This window comes from Argonema galeatum A003/A1, from assembly GCF_023333595.1.
Lineage (GTDB): Bacteria > Cyanobacteriota > Cyanobacteriia > Cyanobacteriales > Aerosakkonemataceae > Argonema > Argonema galeatum.
This window is the reverse complement of record NZ_JAIQZM010000001.1, coordinates 675,261-691,317: the sequence shown is the minus strand read 5'-3', so window position 1 is coordinate 691,317 and position 16,057 is coordinate 675,261. Positions and strand designations below refer to the sequence as shown.

14 protein-coding genes are annotated in these 16,057 nt (G+C 45.5%); 7 read left to right on the top strand and 7 right to left on the bottom strand.

The genetic code is table 11. From position 1 onward, the window contains the following. Positions 1–355: 355 nt before the first annotated feature. Entirely contained in the window at positions 356–460 is a 105-nt protein-coding gene (locus tag LAY41_RS03310) for a pentapeptide repeat-containing protein (RefSeq protein ID WP_249094064.1), read from the bottom strand. Between the two features lie 55 nt (positions 461–515). Here LAY41_RS03310 and LAY41_RS03305 point away from each other — a divergent pair, with 55 nt between their 5' ends. The 4 genes from LAY41_RS03305 to LAY41_RS03290 all read left to right on the top strand — a co-directional run bounded on the left by LAY41_RS03305 (position 516) and on the right by LAY41_RS03290 (position 3,611). After that, positions 516–2,042 (top strand): SagB/ThcOx family dehydrogenase, encoded by a 1,527-nt coding sequence (locus LAY41_RS03305; RefSeq protein WP_249093998.1) that lies wholly within the window; start codon positions 516–518, stop codon positions 2,040–2,042. 149 nt (positions 2,043–2,191) lie between these two features. Then, the gene (locus LAY41_RS03300; RefSeq protein WP_249093996.1) at positions 2,192–2,557 is read left to right on the top strand and encodes a response regulator transcription factor; all 366 of its coding nucleotides are present in this window, start codon (positions 2,192–2,194) and stop codon (positions 2,555–2,557) included. A 42-nt stretch (positions 2,558–2,599) separates the two neighbouring features. Then, the gene (locus tag LAY41_RS03295) at positions 2,600–2,749 is read left to right on the top strand and encodes a hypothetical protein (RefSeq protein WP_420840294.1); all 150 of its coding nucleotides are present in this window, start codon (positions 2,600–2,602) and stop codon (positions 2,747–2,749) included. Between the two features lie 70 nt (positions 2,750–2,819). Then, on the top strand, positions 2,820–3,611 hold the full coding sequence (locus tag LAY41_RS03290; RefSeq protein ID WP_249093994.1) for a class I SAM-dependent methyltransferase: 792 nt from the start codon (positions 2,820–2,822) through the stop codon (positions 3,609–3,611). Between the two features lie 227 nt (positions 3,612–3,838). Here the strand turns inward: LAY41_RS03290 and mnmE are convergent, their stop codons facing one another. Then, a complete protein-coding gene (gene mnmE / locus LAY41_RS03285) occupies positions 3,839–5,233 on the bottom strand; it encodes a tRNA uridine-5-carboxymethylaminomethyl(34) synthesis GTPase MnmE (RefSeq protein WP_249094061.1) in 1,395 nt (464 codons plus the stop codon). 76 nt (positions 5,234–5,309) lie between these two features. Beyond that, positions 5,310–5,624, bottom strand: coding sequence for a helix-turn-helix domain-containing protein (locus LAY41_RS03280; RefSeq protein ID WP_249093992.1), 315 nt, complete (start codon positions 5,622–5,624; stop codon positions 5,310–5,312). 170 nt (positions 5,625–5,794) lie between these two features. Here LAY41_RS03280 and LAY41_RS03275 point away from each other — a divergent pair, with 170 nt between their 5' ends. Continuing rightward, positions 5,795–6,229, top strand: a complete 435-nt coding sequence (locus LAY41_RS03275) for a hypothetical protein (protein ID WP_249093989.1) — start codon at positions 5,795–5,797, stop codon at positions 6,227–6,229. A gap of 18 nt (positions 6,230–6,247) precedes the next feature. On the opposite strand, the gene LAY41_RS03270 is transcribed toward LAY41_RS03275, so the two are convergent. Both LAY41_RS03270 and LAY41_RS03265 read right to left on the bottom strand, forming a co-directional pair. Further along, the gene (locus LAY41_RS03270; protein ID WP_249093986.1) at positions 6,248–6,637 is read right to left on the bottom strand and encodes a nuclear transport factor 2 family protein; all 390 of its coding nucleotides are present in this window, start codon (positions 6,635–6,637) and stop codon (positions 6,248–6,250) included. Between the two features lie 5 nt (positions 6,638–6,642). Continuing rightward, positions 6,643–7,749: a M28 family peptidase gene (locus LAY41_RS03265; RefSeq protein ID WP_249093984.1), complete on the bottom strand. Its 1,107-nt coding sequence runs from the start codon at positions 7,747–7,749 to the stop codon at positions 6,643–6,645. A gap of 418 nt (positions 7,750–8,167) precedes the next feature. Here LAY41_RS03265 and LAY41_RS03260 point away from each other — a divergent pair, with 418 nt between their 5' ends. Next, entirely contained in the window at positions 8,168–8,524 is a 357-nt protein-coding gene (locus LAY41_RS03260) for a hypothetical protein (protein WP_249093982.1), read from the top strand. 727 nt (positions 8,525–9,251) lie between these two features. On the opposite strand, the gene glgB is transcribed toward LAY41_RS03260, so the two are convergent. After that, positions 9,252–11,219: a 1,4-alpha-glucan branching protein GlgB gene (glgB, locus tag LAY41_RS03250; RefSeq protein WP_249093980.1), complete on the bottom strand. Its 1,968-nt coding sequence runs from the start codon at positions 11,217–11,219 to the stop codon at positions 9,252–9,254. Between the two features lie 668 nt (positions 11,220–11,887). On the opposite strand from glgB, the gene LAY41_RS03245 reads away from it, so the two are divergent. Continuing rightward, positions 11,888–13,804: an alpha-amylase family glycosyl hydrolase gene (locus LAY41_RS03245; RefSeq protein ID WP_249093978.1), complete on the top strand. Its 1,917-nt coding sequence runs from the start codon at positions 11,888–11,890 to the stop codon at positions 13,802–13,804. Between the two features lie 221 nt (positions 13,805–14,025). On the opposite strand, the gene treZ is transcribed toward LAY41_RS03245, so the two are convergent. Continuing rightward, the gene (treZ, locus tag LAY41_RS03240; protein ID WP_249093976.1) at positions 14,026–15,846 is read right to left on the bottom strand and encodes a malto-oligosyltrehalose trehalohydrolase; all 1,821 of its coding nucleotides are present in this window, start codon (positions 15,844–15,846) and stop codon (positions 14,026–14,028) included. Positions 15,847–16,057: the final 211 nt, after the last annotated feature.

Sequence of the window (16,057 nt, the reverse complement as noted above, 5' to 3'; positions counted from 1 at the left end):
TTAATCAATCCTCTACATTTAAGAAATTGGTTTGCTAATTGCTGCTACTGTACCTCATAACAGCGGGAACCGCTGTATTAAAAATATTAAATTTTTAGTCATTAGTCTAGGAATTACGCATTTTATCTCCTCATCCACTACAGATGTAGAGTCAATTCATGAATTGACTCTACGTAGGTGGGCATAATTAAACGTAAAATTGCCAGGCCCTTAGAAACCCGGTTTCGCAGGAGTTACCGGGTTTCTGGGAGTTCAGTTTATTTACGCCAATGACCAAAAATCAAGGGATATTTCCGCTATATCCATCAGGAAAAGTCGTTGTGCGATCGAAGTGAGCCTTTGATAAATCGATCCGCTAAGCGCGAAACAAATTACTACCGGCAAGAGAAGCTCCTTCCAGGTTAGCTTGGTCTAAATTCGCTCTGCTTAAATTAGCGTATCTTAAATTGGCATTAAGGATTAGTGGAGGAGGTCAAGCTAAGATCGAAGCAAAATAGAAGCGTCCTATAACTTGTATGGCAGAAGTGCAATACTCTCTAGCTCAGCATTACCACGAGCGAACTAAATATGACCCCCAGACCATAGCAACTAAAAGTCAGGGGTTGGACTGGTCGCGTCAGCCGGTGCCATTCAAGGAATACAAAATTGGCACTTCCTTTGACCTCAAACCTTATCTGAAAGAAGAACCAGAAGCGTTTGGGGGCTCTTCAGCGGCGAAGTGGTGGCGGCGTCTGTCTCGGTTGCTGTTTTGGAGTTACGGTTTGACGGCGAAAATGCCGACGATGGGAGATACGATGTATCTGAGGGCAGCGCCTTCTGCGGGTGGATTGTACCCGGCTGAGGTGTATTTGATTTCTCGCGGCACACCGCTACTGCCGCCAGGATTGTATAATTATCAGCCCAAGACTCATTCCCTGATTCATTTTTGGGAAAATGAGGTCTGGAAGGCTTTGCAAGATGCTTGTTTCTGGCACCCAGTTTTAGATAGCACTCAGATGGCGATCGTAACGACAGCAATTTTCTATCGCTCATCCTGGCGCTATCAAGACCGAGCTTATCGGCGGATTTATCTCGATACGGGTCATCTGCTGGGTAATATTGAGTTAGCGGGCGCTATGAATGACTATCGCCCTCATTTGATCGGCGGATTTGCGGATGAGGCAGTCGATCGCTTGCTTTACTTGGACTCTGAGCAAGAAGGGACTATTGCAGTGATTCCCTTGGCAGACTTGCTGGATGTCAAGCAAAATTTACCGCTAGCTTCAACGGTGTTGCCTTCTGGGACTCAGACAAATTATCCCTTCTTACGGGATGGGGAACTGCTGGGATATTTCCATCGCGCTACGCAGATCGAGTTGTCGAAGTCGCCAAAGACTCTAGACATCGTTGCTGAAACATCGCTGGAGGATAAGTACAATTTTCCCTTCTGTCTGAAAGTTTCTACTGCCACGGAGCCGATCGATTGGGGAGAAAGCCTGGAAGCACTGGAGGACACGATTCTTAGGCGTCGTTCCACTCGTGCCTACAGCGGTGCAAATCTGAGTTTGGATGAACTGAAAGCTTTACTTGATTTTACATACCAACCTTTGCACTACATCGACCAGGATTTGGATGGTTCTCCAGATTATTTCGATTTGAGTTTAATCGAGACATTTATCGCTGTGTCTGGGGTAGACGAGTTGGAGGATGGCTGCTATTATTACGCACCAGTAGCCCAAGAATTACGACAGATTCGCTTTAAAAACTTCCGGCGGGAGTTGCATTACCTGTGCCTGGGACAGGATCTGGGGCGCGATGCGGGGGCGGTGCTGTTCCACACGGCTGATTTGAAAACTTCTGTGGCGAAGTATGGCGATCGCGTATACCGCTATTTGCACATGGACGCCGGTCATCTGGGCCAAAGGCTGAATTTAGCTGCGATCGGCCTCAATTTGGGCGTCAGCGGCATCGGCGGCTTTTTTGATGACCAAGTGAATGAAGTTTTGGGCATCCCCGCTGATGAAGCCGTTCTCTATATCACCACCTTGGGGCGTCCCCGCTAACTGCGCTCTTCTGTTCACCTATAGCAGCTAGCCAACCAGACTGGGTATGTCAACAGCAATTTTGCGTAAATTTTGGAGAATGCGATAATAAAAGCAGAGGAAGTGGGTAAGTTCTATATGGTTGGAACTGAGTAACCAAGTAGCGAATTATGAGCAAAGTTCTGGTTGTGGAAGACAGCCTTACGCAACGGGAGATGATCTCAACCCTCCTGAAAAAAATTGGGCTGAAGGTTACAGTGGCTTGTGATGGCGTCGAAGCACTGGAACAAATTGAGGCGAATCGTCCCGATCTAGTCGTTCTGGACATTATTATGCCGCGTATGAACGGCTACGAAGTTTGCCGCAAGATCAAGTCTGACTCCAAAACCCAGAACTTAGCTGTGGTAATGTGTTCGGCTAAGAAGGAAGAGTTCGATCGCTACTGGGGGATGAAACAAGGTGCAGATGCCTATATCGCTAAGCCTTTTCACCCTCAAGAGTTACTTGGGACGGTGAAACAGCTTTTGCGCGAGTAGAGGCAAGAAATAAACTTGAATGTAGAATCATGAGCAGCAAACATGATAGTTCAATCACCACCGAAACTTCTAACTGTCGATGAGTTTGTTACACAATATGGCCATAACTCTCGCTATGAGTTAATTGATGGGAAGTTAATTGACATGGAACCAACTGGATCTCACGAACAAGTCTTCGCGGCAGCACAGTAAGAGCTATCGTTTCTCTTATATCTTTGTTTCTGAGTATATTTACTCATTGCGTAACTGAGATGATCCGGCTATGGATAGAGTATCAATTGAAACTGGTAAGAAGATAATGAAACACTGGTATGAAGAATTATTTGATAATTATGCAGATAAGTATGATCGGGAGGGGTATACCTCTGGAACCTTGGGTGAAGTTGATTTTATTGAAAAAGAACTTGATTATGATAAAAATAAGTTAATCCTTGATGTTGGCTGTGGAACCGGGAGACATTCACTAGAACTGGCTAGGCGTGGTTACAGTGTTACAGGGATCGATTTATCAGAATCTATGCTCGAAAAAGCTAGAAAAACTGCTGATAAAGAAAAACTAAAAATTGGTTTTATCAAAAAAGATGCCCGTAATTTTTATTGGGAAACACAATTTGATCTTTCTATTATGCTTTGTGAGGGAGCTTTTCCTTTAATGGAAACAGATGAAATGAATTTTTCTATTTTAAAAAATATTTATGCCTCATTAAAATCTCCGGGTAGACTGATATTGACTACCTATAATGGTTTATATCCTTTGTTTAATTCTGTTAAGGATTTTCTTAACTCCAATCCCGGCGAAACCAAAAGCCAGGAAAATTCTTTTGATTTGATGACTTTCCGCGATTATTCCGTTTATGAAACAATTGATGATTTAGGTAATAAAAAAGTTGTGAAATGTAATGAAAGATATTATACTCCCCCGGAAATTAACTGGCTGCTTAAATCGATTGGTTTTACCAGAACAGAAATTTTTGGCTGCCATTTAGGGGCTTTCAGTCGTAATAATAAACTAACCACTGAAGATTATGAAATGCTTGTTGTTGCAGAGAAGTAGCCCGAATAAAACAATGAATTCTTTTGTCTGAGTATTTTTACTTATTAGCTAATTGAGATGCTCCCGCTGGCAGTATTGGGTGATGGTTTACTAGCGTTGGGGTTAGGTTTGGAGATCTTAGTTTTGCAGCATCCTTCGCGCTGTTAAGGGAAGCGATCAAAACGCTCAGGACTTAAACAACGGATGATATCCAAAATCCTCTCATCCAAAATCCAAAATCGAATTAGCTATTTCCCAATACAAAAACGGCTGAAAATTCTATCAAGTACTGACTCTGTAACTTCCTCGCCAGTGATTTCTCCGAGTGCTTGAATGGCACCGCGAAGGTCAATTGTCCAGAAATCAAGAGGCAGTTGGTTTGCAATAGTAGCCTGTACTTGGTGTAGAGATGTTTTGGCTCTTGTTAAGGTTTCAGCTTGACGTTGATTAATTGCCAAATCTATGTTAGCTGCCTGGAGGTTGCCAGATCGGACTGCTTCTAAAATAGCTTTTTCTAAATCTTCAATACCCTGATTTTGGGCGGCTACTGTGAGGATTTTGGATTTTGGATTTTGGATTTTGGATTGAAGAAGTTTTAATTCATCTTCTTTTAATAAATCGATTTTGTTGATAACTAAAATTACGGGGCGGTGTTGCACCTGTGCGTAGATTTCCGCGTCAGCTGGCGTCCAACCGGCTTGGGCGTCTATAGTAAGTAATACTAGGTCGGCATTTTGGGCGGCTGTACGCGATCGCTCTACGCCGATCTTTTCCACTACATCCACGGTTTCCCGAATCCCGGCTGTATCCAGCACTTGCACGGGTATTCCGCCCACTACCAGGGTCGATTCTACAACGTCGCGGGTGGTGCCGGGAAGGTCGGTGACGATCGCGCGATCGCTCCTACTCCAAGCATTCAGCAAACTCGATTTTCCCACGTTCGGACGCCCGACAATTGCCACTTTCAACCCGGTACGCAGCAGTTCTCCCTTGTCAGCAGTTGCTAAAATGCGAGTTACTTCTGCCAAAACTCGATCTATTTGCGCTTTCACCACTTCTTCATCCAGTGGCGGCAAATCTTCCTCAAAATCAATTCTGGCTTCAATTTCTGCCAATATATGCAAACAGGTGACACGCAACTGCCGAATTGGTTCGCGCAACTTCCCCTGTAACCCAGCTAAGGCTAATTGTGCCGCTTGGGGCGATTTAGCACCGACCAAATCGGCTATACTTTCTGCCTGAGTTAAATCCAAACGCCCGTTTAAGAAGGCGCGAAGGGTAAATTCTCCCGGTTGTGCCAGTCTAGCACCCTCTTCTATACATAGCTGCAATACTTGCTGCACGGCCATGATGCCGCCGTGACAATGGAACTCTACCACATCTTCGCGGGTGTAAGAGCGTGGCGCTTTCATAATCAGCAATAGCGCTTCATCGACTAGCTGCTGCGTCTGGGGATGGTGGATGTAGCCGTATAGGATGCGGTGAGTTTCCCACTGCTGACGCCCTGGCGCGTGGAAAAGGGCGCGTGCGATCGCGATCGCTTCTGTACCTGACACGCGCACAATGCCCACGCTGCCCTGTTGGGGGACAATTGCTGTGGCTAGAGCTGCGATCGTTGTGCCTTTTGTCAATGTCTGAGACATTCTTACTGTATGAGATATATTTTGAAGGCTGCCAAGTGCGATCGCACTTCGCCATTTACCAGACAATACCAATTTTCTATCTTTTTCCTTTGACGGCGGTGATTATTTCTTCCTTAACCAGCATTAATTCATACAATTCCCCTAGTGTATAAGTTCTACCTGTGTGGGGATTTTGGGGTTCTAGGGCTACCCGCAAGGTTTCCAGCGTATCGGCGTGAATTTTTGTTACACACCCATTTTCAATGTCACTAGATGTGCTTGGTGGAAGTCCGCAATAATTCTGCAAGTCTTGGAGACTCCAGCGCTTGGTTTCTCTGGCATCGTGAAGAATATCTCCAACACGCAGGATTCCCTCACGCTTGAATCGATAACGACCTGAACCTTGTTCCACTCTTCGCCTGCTCCCAGTTTTAACTTTAGTCAATATAGGGTCATCTAAAACTTAAGTCGATCCATTACATTCTATGTCACAAGTCTTGACTATTATTACGCTATAGCGTAGAATATAAATATTCGTACTAGCAGATAAAGATAAAGACCAGAAGGAAAAGGGAGAGCATCATGTACCGCAAGAGTCAACCTCGTCTTAAAAGCCAAAGCCTGATTGCTACCGGGAAAATAAACCCGATCGAATGGTATATATCTAAAAGTGAGGCGGCTCTAGCACTCAAAGACTTCGGTATTCCCGTAAAGGAAGTTAAGAAAGTACGCTGTCTGAAGCATCAAGTCTGCGTGTCGTACTGGAACATAAACGGAAAAGTGTGCTGTTCCTTTTTCAGCTACCGGATTTTCGAGCGTTGGCAAAAGGCAGTCGAACGGCTAATTCACAATTGCCAAATTTTCGGGGAATGGGAGAGGCTGAGAGATATTATACACTATGATATGCTGAAATTCGCTTATCCAGTAGAGATGGCCGATCGAATTTGGGATACATTGAAAAATCGTTGGCATCAGTTGAGGACAGCTGTGCGAATAGCGGAAGCATTAGCAGTTTGAGGCTGTGCCATAGGTGTATCAACGCATCAAAGGACTACCGTGGTGATGGATTAGATACCACTTTCCACCCATAAACTCAAAGATATTTGTAGCCATTGATTGTGCCTGAGATCTTCTGCCATCGCTTACTTGTAAAACATTTTCTCTCAGGATAACGTAAGCGATATTGTTGCGAACTTCTGTTGCCACAATATCTGTTTCAATTTCCAAGTATTGGGTATTTCTAAATATCGCCTCCCAAGAAGAGCGAATTTCTTTCCATCCTTTGAGCGCGTTGCGTCCGGGATGAATGCAAATGCTCACAGTTCCCTGCGACCAAACGGAACTCATCGCTTCCAGATCTTTTTTTTCAAAAGCTCGATAAAAAGCTGCGTTTGCAGCTAATATTTCAGTATGCTCGTCGGTCATTTTTTTTACCTCGATCTTGAATGATCTGGCGAAACCGCAGTCGCCAAGTTTTCCCGACTTTCTAACAAAGTAGCAGTGGCGTTAGCTACAATAGTCGCCGCCCCCAGGAAAAATTTGCGATCGATAGTTTCAAGTGTATCGCTCGATCGATGATAGTGAGGCGATCGAAAATTGGCAGTATCGGTAACGAACACCGCACCTATGCCCCGATACCAGAAAGGCGCGTGGTCGCTACGCAGCACATCGGGTGTTGCCAAACCTTTTAAAGGTATGGGTAGCGTCACGACGGCTGGCAAACCCTGTTGGTTAGACTGCTTGAAACTGTTGAGTAGTGGTAAGTGTTCTAAATCACCCGCTACCGCTAGAAAGTCTCCCCAGTTAGAGGGAGGAGTTATTGGTAAACCTTGGGGGTAGCGCTGACATCCCGGCGTGCGACAAGCAAAGCCTACCATATCGAGAACGATCGCACCCCGCAGGTCAGTCAAATTTGCTGCATTGTTGGTAAATGCCAAACTGCCGATCAGTCCCTTTTCTTCCAAGTCGAAAAATGCCACCTGCAACGTCCGTGGTGTCTGACGTTTCCCCAAAACGCGGGCAACCTCTAAAACGGTAGCTACACCGCTGGCATTGTCGTCAGCCCCAGACGAACCTTTAACCGTATCGTAGTGAGCTGCTAGTAGAATGGTTCCAGCTTCTGGGTTGCGGCCCGATCGCTGTGCCACTACGTTAACACCACCCTGGAACGATTGCAGCGTTGGCGACCATCCCGAAGCTTTCAAAACTTGGGTAATGTAGTTTCTGGTGCGAGTGCGATCGCGATCGGTATAACGCTCTCTAGCTAAAGCTTTGATGTGTGCCAATAGCCGTTTGGCGCTCAAAGGTGGCGCAACAACAGTTTGCGGCGTTTGTGCTATGGCATTCTTCTGGGTCTTATTGTTAGCTGTGTCTTCTTGCTTTACTGAAGAAATTACAGATTTTCTTTCCCAGTCCTCAGTCCCTTGCGTGGGGTGAGTGCGATCGCCAGGATGGCCAAATTGTTTGTGCGGCAGAATCACTACAACTGCCAAAATCATCATCAGCAATGCCACCCAAATCGATTTTTTTATGGGCATATCAGTTAAGGGATGTCTTACTCCGTTCCCGCCAAAAGATTATGTAGGGGCGAAGCATTGCGGAATTAACGTTTCGGTTTTGAATTAAGATTAATCCCGCAATGCTTCGCCCTTCCACTATACATAGTCTTCCACAACCGTTGGGAGTAATGCAACGTCTGACATCCTAGCTGATTTTATAAAAGACTGATAAACTGCACTGCTGGCGAACAGTTGTAACGCATATCTGGCTGACGAGTAACCGTACAAAGCCGACAATAACTGGGTTTATAACACCGATGAAGTAGGAGGTTTAGTGCGAATTTTGACAACGGTAAAACCCATACAAAATAGCGTGAAAACCGCTACTACTATAGCTACACAATCATTTTAAGAAACGTTAAAATAGAAGTAATTCACCAGAGAATTGCTAAATAAAATGAAAGTACAATCATCTGTTTTAGTACATTTAGGATACGGGAAATATGTGCGATCGGATCGAGTAACCGCTGTAGTTCCGATCGAGGAAGAACGCGGCCCAGGACGACGCACATGGGTTCATGTGGAAGGACAAACCAACCCCCTCGTTGCCTCGCGAGCTGAAGATAGTATTGTGCGCGACTTAGTGCAAGAGCCGCATGAAGTTACCCAGTCTCGTCAGCAGCAAGAAATTCTGCAAGATTTATTAATAGACTTGGCTAACATCAATGCGACAGTGCGCCGCATTAATCGCGACGAAGGCGGTTTAGATCTCGATCGCCTAGAGCGACGCATCCGCCAAATTTTAGAAGCATAGTAAGCTGCTACGCATCTAAAATGACCGTCAGTTTTTCTCTTGCTTCTTGTGGGATGGGCAGGAAAGCCCGTCTTTGTATTCGATTTAGATGCGTAATAGCTTACTTCCGGGTCATCGGTGTCCCCTTCTACCCCGCAATTCCAGGAACGGTTGTGACTTTCGCCATCGCAACTGTTTTCGCCATTCGCCTCATTGTGCTTTTCGTTGTAGCTGACCAGATCGTAGAGGGTAAAGCCATCGTGGGCAGTGATAAAATTGATACTGGCATAAGGACTGCGCCCATTCGCCTGGTACAAGTCAGAGCTACCAGTGAAGCGGTAAGCAAATTCCCCTAGCAATTCATCTTCACCGCGCCAAAAGTCCCGCACAGTATCCCTATACTTACCATTCCACTCCGACCACAACAGCGGGAAGTTGCCGACTTGATAGCCGCCTTCTCCCACATCCCAAGGTTCGGCAATCAGTTTCACATCAGCAAGTACGGGGTCTTGGTGGATGATAGTGAAGAAAGATGCCAGACTATCCACATAAAATAGTTCACGCGCCAGTGCGGAGGCAAGGTCGAAGCGGAAGCCATCGACGTGGCATTCCAATACCCAGTAGCGCAGACTATCCATGATTAACTTCAAGATTTGCGGATGTCCGACGTTGAGGGTATTGCCGCATCCCGTAAAATCCATGTAGAAGCGGCGATCTTCTGGTGAGAGTTGATAGTAAGCAGCGTTATCTATGCCGCGAAACGACAAGGTGGGGCCTCTTTGATTGCCTTCCCCGGTGTGGTTGTAGACCACATCCAGGGCCGCCCGTGACAGGGGATTTCCTGGGCTTCTTGACCGCCGAAGTTACCGACACCGCTACCACCGTATTCAGTCGCATCGCTGTTGAGCAATTCTTTCCAGTAGCCATCTGTGGGAACGCCAATTCGGTAGTCGTAGCGGGGTTGGGGAGTAAAATTGCACACTACCAATACGATCGATTCAGGATGGTCAGATGGTTGTGCGTCCTCAGTTTCCAGCGCCCAACTTCCTTTACGAATCAAGCTGACTACGCTGTTTTCTGAATCGTTGCAATCAATCCACTCAAAACCATTGGGGTCGCAGTCGAGTTCGTGAAGCGCTGGTACTTCTCGGTAAACTTTGTTCAAGTCAGCGACCCACTTTTGCAAACCTGCATGGAAAGGGTACTGCAACAGATGCCAGTCTAAGCTGGTGTCGTGGTTCCACTCGTTCCACTGACCGATTTCAGCGCCCATAAACAGGAGCTTTTTGGCGGTGGAGGCGTACATATAACCAAAAAGCAATCGCAAATTCGCAAATTTCTGCCAGTAGTCTCCCGGCATTTTACCAATTAGCGAACCTTTGCCGTGTACGACTTCATCGTGAGAAAGCGGCAAAATAAAGTTTTCGTTGTACGCATACAGCATCCTGAAGGTAAGTAGGCGGTGATGATATTGGCGGTGGATGGGATCTTGACTCATGTAGCTGAGAGTGTCGTGCATCCAACCCATGTCCCACTTGTAACCGAAACCCAAACCTCCCAAATAGCTGGGCCGAGATACCATCGACCAAGAGGTGGACTCTTCTGCAATGGTCATTACATCGGGGAAGCGATCGTAAATTGCCTCGTTGAAGCGATGGATGAAGGAAATTGCTTCCAAATTTTCATGACCGCCATATTGATTGGCTACCCATTCTCCGTGCTTGCGAGAATAATCCAAGTAAAGCATGGAAGCTACCGCATCTACCCGCAACCCGTCGATGTGACACTTTTCTAACCAAAAGAAAGCACTGCTGATTAAAAAACTTTTGACTTCATTGCGTCCGTAATTAAAGATAGCGCTATTCCAATCCGGGTGATAACCTTGACGTGGATCGGCGTGTTCGTAGAGGTGCGTGCCATCAAAATACGAGAGTGCAAATTGATCGTTGGGGAAGTGAGAAGGCACCCAATCAAAGATGACGCCGATATCGTGCTGGTGCAAATAATCCACCAGATACATGAAATCTTGCGGTGTTCCGTAGCGGCTGGTGGGGGCGAAATAGCCTGTTGCTTGGTAACCCCAAGAAGCATAGAAAGGATGTTCCGTAATTGGCAAAAATTCAACGTGGGTGAAACCCATTTGCTGCACATATTCTGTCAGCTTGGGAGCAAGTTCTCGATAGGAGAGGGAACGATTTCCCTCTTCCGGTACTCGCATCCAGGAACCGATGTGCATTTCGTAAATGGAAATTGGCGCATTCAGGGAAGTGCTTTTACCGCGCTTTTTCATCCACTCAGAATCGTTCCAAGTGTACTCGCTATCCCAAATGACAGACGCGGTTTTGGGAGGTATTTCGTAAGCCAGCGCCATAGGGTCTGCTTTCTCTACCTCATAACCATTATGGGAAACAATATGGTACTTGTAAATAGTGCCTTTGCCGATACCTGGAATGAAGCCTTCCCAAATTCCCGTTAATCCTCTTGCTTTCAGCGGATGACTATCTTTATTCCAACCGTTGAAATCCCCTTTAACAGCAACATAAACGGCGTTGGGTGCCCAAACTGCAAAGTAGGTTCCCTCAACATTGTTGTGCTTAATTGGGTGAGCCCCTAGCTTCTCATGCAAGTTGAAGTGAGAGCCTTCGTTAAATAGATAAACGTCATCCTCTGTAAGCAACGTCACGTCGGAGTTTATTTCTAAAAGGGTTGCAACCATGATTTATTTCATCCTAAACGATGTCTTGAGTAATTCCATTTTGCATTACGCTAACATGACCAACTAGATTTTTCTAGAGTTTTATTTCTCTTAGGTAGCACCCCAAAAGTAACCGATTATCACGAAGTAAGTTTGACCGATCCACAAAGCGATCGCCTTCTTCCAAAAGTAAGATTTATTTATTTTTTGAAGTTATTAACTAATTTTAATTCTAGCCCTTCGCTCTAGTTAATATGCTTTGTTTATCAAAGAAAACATCACGCTTGAGGAAGATAGGCTCTCCCGTACAAAGGCGTGATAACTTTAGGTAATATATTTGTAGGTTGGGTTGATCGAAGCGAAACCCAACAACTTAGACTAATAAGTGGTTGGGTTTCGTTCCTCAACCCAACCTACATTCTAATAAGTGGTTGGGTTTCGTTCCTCAACCCAACCTACATTCCTTACGCAGACCGTTGAAAACGCTCTGATTTAAATGCAAGAACGATCGCCCTTTTTCCCCCTCTCCCCATTCTTCCTCGCCATCGGTATACCCGTAGTTATAGCCCCGCCATATCTACCCTAAGACAGTAGAAAATTGCAGACACAATCAGTAATACTCGCACGAGTAACGCACTTTCGCTCTCTTCTGACAAAAAATACCTTCTACAGCAAGATAAAGGAATCTTATGGTAGCGACCCCTCCCTCTCAAAGTTCGTCATCTCAATATGAGGTGGCTGATGCTTACAAACAAGTTGAAACCCTGGTATCGGAACCGAAACCAGAGATTGATATAGATTTAGACTTTCTCTATACCAGAGACATAGAATTTCGTCAAGAAACGATTTATTTCATCGTTGTCGATCGCTTTCATGACGGCGATCCCGACAACAGCGAAGGGCCAAACCCAGAACTTTACGACCCAGAGGGTAAAGATTGGGGTAAATATTGGGGTGGAGACTTACAGGGAATTATTGACAAACTCGACTACTTAAAGAACTTGGGAGTCACAGCAATTTGGCTCACTCCCCTATTCGAGCAAGTGGAAGCATTGTTTATTAACAGTGCCGCAATTCATGGCTACTGGATTAAAGACTTTAAGCGCATTAATCCTCGCTTTATTAAAGAGGGTGAAGAGCCTTCTTTGAACAAAACCCAAGACACCAAAGACACAACTTTTGACAGGCTGATTGCTGAGTTACACAAACGGAAAATGAAATTTATTCTGGATATTGTGTGTAACCACAGCAATCCAGATTTCAGCGGCAACAAAGGCGTACTTTATGACGACGGTGTTAAAATTGCCGATTTCAACGATGATAAAAATGGCTGGTATCACCACTATGGTGAAGTAAGTAACTGGGAAGACGAGTGGCAGGTACAAAACTGCGAATTGTCTGGTTTGGCAACCTTCAACGAAAATAATTCAGACTACCGAGACTACATCAAATCAGCGATTAAACAATGGCTAGACCGAGGCGTTGATGCTTTGCGGGTGGATACCGTTAAGCATATGCCTATTTGGTTTTGGCAGGAGTTTAATGCTGATATTCAAACCTACAAACCCGATGTTTTCATCTTTGGAGAATGGATTTATAACGACCCCAGAAATGAGCAATCGCTTGAATTTGCCAATTGCTCTGGCATGACAATCCTAGACTTTGGTCTTTGCGTAGCGCTTCGAGCAGCTTTGGGTCAAGGAGCAGAAGGGGGATTTCAACTGATTCAAGATGTTCTGAGCATGGATTCTCGCTACAACGGGGCAAACGAGCTAATTACGTTTATTGATAACCACGATATGCCCCGGTTCCAGTCGTTGAATCCAGACCCAGAAATGCTGCGGTTGGCGATCGATTTGATTATGACAACTCGCGGTATTCCCTGCATTTATTACGGCACAGAACAGTATCTCCACGACGATACAAATGGCGGCAACGATCCTTACAACCGCCCGAAAATGGAAAATTGGGACACCGAGACACCTGTTTATCGAGATATTCGGTTGCTATCAGGTTTGCGCCGACTCAATCCAGCAGTTTCTCTAGGAAGCCACTGGCACAAATACCTGACTCCCGATGTTTATTGTTATGTGCGGCGTTACCGCGATAACCGCTGTTTTGTGGCGATGAATCGGGGCAATCCTGTTACGATTGAGGCGGTTCATACAGATTTACCCGATGGAGAGCATACCGATGTTTTATCGCGGAGCAAGTTTGAAGTCAAAGATGGAAATTTGTATAATTTGGAACTAGGATCGCGGGAAGTGATTATTATCAGTCACGTTGGCGAACGAGTTAAAGGGCAAACGATCGTGCGGGCGCAAGTCAATGGCATCAATACTCAACCTGGTGAAAGGATTATCATAATCGGAGATTGTCCTGAGTTGGGCAACTGGGATATCTCTAAGGGTTACGGACTGGAATACATCAATGAAAACACCTGGTTTGCCGAAATTCCCTTTGATGAAAGTGCCGGAAGGCTGATTACTTATAAGTACGCGATGTTGCGCGAAGGGCAATCGCCATTGCGAGAAAATGTCGTCGCTCGTCGCTGGTTTGTAGCTAGTGAAGGCATGGTTAAATGGCGCGATGCCTGGGCTTGGTAGAAGTAAGGTGGGCATTGCCCACCGGGTCTTTTGGAATTATTATGCTAATGTTCCTGATGAACATTTTTGTAGGGACACGGCATCATAAATATTTCGGTAATACCAAAATTTTAATTATGCCGTGTCCTTTCTCAGCATATTTGACTTCAAAGAACCTGCCAACCTTAGCTTAATCGAACTAGATGGTGCGTTAGCGACAGCGTAACGCACCCTACTATTAACTACTGACTGAATAGAGCGAAACTCTGTGACGCCATTGTCAATTCTTCCTCCCCTGTCAATTTTTCTGGCAATTTAGAACCAGAACCCATCCACTTGTCATCGGCAGAGTCGAGAACTTTGTTCCAACTACCGCTAGCAGCAGCAGGTTTAAAAAGAACATCTTTTTCGCTGAAATTAAGCACATAAAATACCTGGCTTTCATCAGTCCAACGACGGACTTGCATCAGTTTGCCAGAGTCGTTGCAGGACACCTCTAAATTTTGCTTGTCGAGATTTTTCAAAGCAGGGAGCGTGCGTCGCAACTGAATTAAATATTGATAAAGTTCTAAGAGAACTTTGTGTTTACCTTCTTGGCGTTTTTGCCATTTCAGCTTGGACTTAAAGAAGGTCACGTAACTGAAGGGGTCTTGAAACTCTCCTTCCAGGTGAAAGTCTTTAAATTCCTCCTTTCTTCCGTTTCTTACTGCTTCGACCAGATTTTGATCTGTGTGACTGACAAAGTAGAGGAAAGGCGATTCCTCACCATACTCTTCACCCATAAAAAGTAGGGGGATGTTAGGTGAAAGCAAGAGAGCGCCAGCAGCTAATTTCAGGGCATCAAAGGAAACCAGTTGGGACAATCTCTCACCCAGCATTCGATTGCCTACCTGGTCGTGATTTTGAATACAGACTACAAATTGGTGGCCGGGAAAATCTTTAGCATCGCTGCCGTGATACCGCTGTCGGAAGGGCGAGAATTTCCAGGAGTAAATAAAGGTTTCTTTGATGGCTGTTGCCAGATGTTCGCACTTCTCGAAATCTTTGTAATACCCAATATTTTCACCTGTGACCAATGAGTGGAGGGAGTGATGAAAATCGTCACTCCACTGGGCATGAATGCCATAACCGCCTAAAGAGCGATCGCGAATTATACGCACATCGTTTAAATCGCTTTCGGCAATTAGATAAAGTTTCCTCCCCTGCTGCTGGGAAAGTGCGTCAACCCTTTCTGATAGTTCGTGAAGAATGTGTTTGCCCCCCAGGTCGTAAATGGCATGGACGGCATCCAAGCGCAGGGCGTCAATGTGATAATTCTCAAACCAGTAGAGGGCGTTTTCTATAAAGAAGTTGCGAACGCCGTCGCAGCGGACATCATCATAGTTAATTGCATTGCCCCAAGGAGTTCGGTAGGTTGATGTATAGTAGGGGCCATAATCACCTATGTAGTTTCCTTCCGGGCCAAAGTGGTTATAAACTACATCGAGAATTACTGCTATCCCCTGCTGGTGACAAGCATCCACAAGTAGCTTTAATGCTTCGGGGCCACCATAGGAATTTTGCACGGCATAGAGATAGGCACCATCATAGCCCCAGTTACGATTGCCTGGAAATTGCGCGATCGGCATAATTTCGATCGCATTCACCCCCAATTCGTGCAGTTCCTTCAGTCGGGGAATAATTCCATCAAAGGTGCCCGCTGGACTGAACGTACCGACGTGCAGTTCGTAGATAATCATCTCTTCGAGCGGAACGCCAGACCACTGGGCATCATTCCAACTCACGGTGCTAGGATCGACTACCTGAGAAGGCCCGTGTACGCTCTCCGGTTGAAAGTGGGATGCGGGATCAGGTCTTTCTAAAGAGCCTTCCAGCTTATAAAAATAGAGTGTTCCTGGCTCAACACCTTCAGCAGTTACTTTCCAATATCCTTCCTCATCTTGTTCCATCGGAATAAGACGATCTTCGGGTGAAATTATTTGTACAGCTACCTCTTTTAGATAAGGTGCCCAAACTGTAAATGCACAACGACCGTCACCCAGATAATTAGCGCCAATTTTCATATTTAATGCCCCTGCTCCTCTGCCATAGGTTTTTCCGATTTCCCGTTTCTAACTTCTCAAAAGCAATCGGAAAAAAGTGCAAAAAACTTTCTTGTTGATTTTCCTCAACCTAGATATAGATAGCCTCTTTCTTTGGAAGTAATCGTTCTGCGATCTTAGGTACGTTGTTGCGATGCCGCGCTCTTATACCAACTTGGATAAGAGCGCGGCA

What these genes read in the sequence shown, in the direction of transcription:
- LAY41_RS03305 (WP_249093998.1), top strand. Translation starts at nt 516, where the DNA reads ATGGCAGAAGTGCAATACTCTCTAGCTCAGCATTACCACGAGCGAACT.
- LAY41_RS03300 (WP_249093996.1), top strand. Translation starts at nt 2,192, where the DNA reads ATGAGCAAAGTTCTGGTTGTGGAAGACAGCCTTACGCAACGGGAGATG.
- LAY41_RS03295 (WP_420840294.1), top strand. Translation starts at nt 2,600, where the DNA reads ATGATAGTTCAATCACCACCGAAACTTCTAACTGTCGATGAGTTTGTT.
- LAY41_RS03290 (WP_249093994.1), top strand. Translation starts at nt 2,820, where the DNA reads ATGGATAGAGTATCAATTGAAACTGGTAAGAAGATAATGAAACACTGG.
- mnmE (WP_249094061.1), bottom strand. Translation starts at nt 5,233, where the DNA reads ATGTCTCAGACATTGACAAAAGGCACAACGATCGCAGCTCTAGCCACA.
- LAY41_RS03275 (WP_249093989.1), top strand. Translation starts at nt 5,795, where the DNA reads ATGTACCGCAAGAGTCAACCTCGTCTTAAAAGCCAAAGCCTGATTGCT.
- LAY41_RS03270 (WP_249093986.1), bottom strand. Translation starts at nt 6,637, where the DNA reads ATGACCGACGAGCATACTGAAATATTAGCTGCAAACGCAGCTTTTTAT.
- LAY41_RS03265 (WP_249093984.1), bottom strand. Translation starts at nt 7,749, where the DNA reads ATGCCCATAAAAAAATCGATTTGGGTGGCATTGCTGATGATGATTTTG.
- LAY41_RS03260 (WP_249093982.1), top strand. Translation starts at nt 8,168, where the DNA reads ATGAAAGTACAATCATCTGTTTTAGTACATTTAGGATACGGGAAATAT.
- glgB (WP_249093980.1), bottom strand. Translation starts at nt 11,219, where the DNA reads ATGGTTGCAACCCTTTTAGAAATAAACTCCGACGTGACGTTGCTTACA.
- LAY41_RS03245 (WP_249093978.1), top strand. Translation starts at nt 11,888, where the DNA reads ATGGTAGCGACCCCTCCCTCTCAAAGTTCGTCATCTCAATATGAGGTG.
- treZ (WP_249093976.1), bottom strand. Translation starts at nt 15,846, where the DNA reads ATGAAAATTGGCGCTAATTATCTGGGTGACGGTCGTTGTGCATTTACA.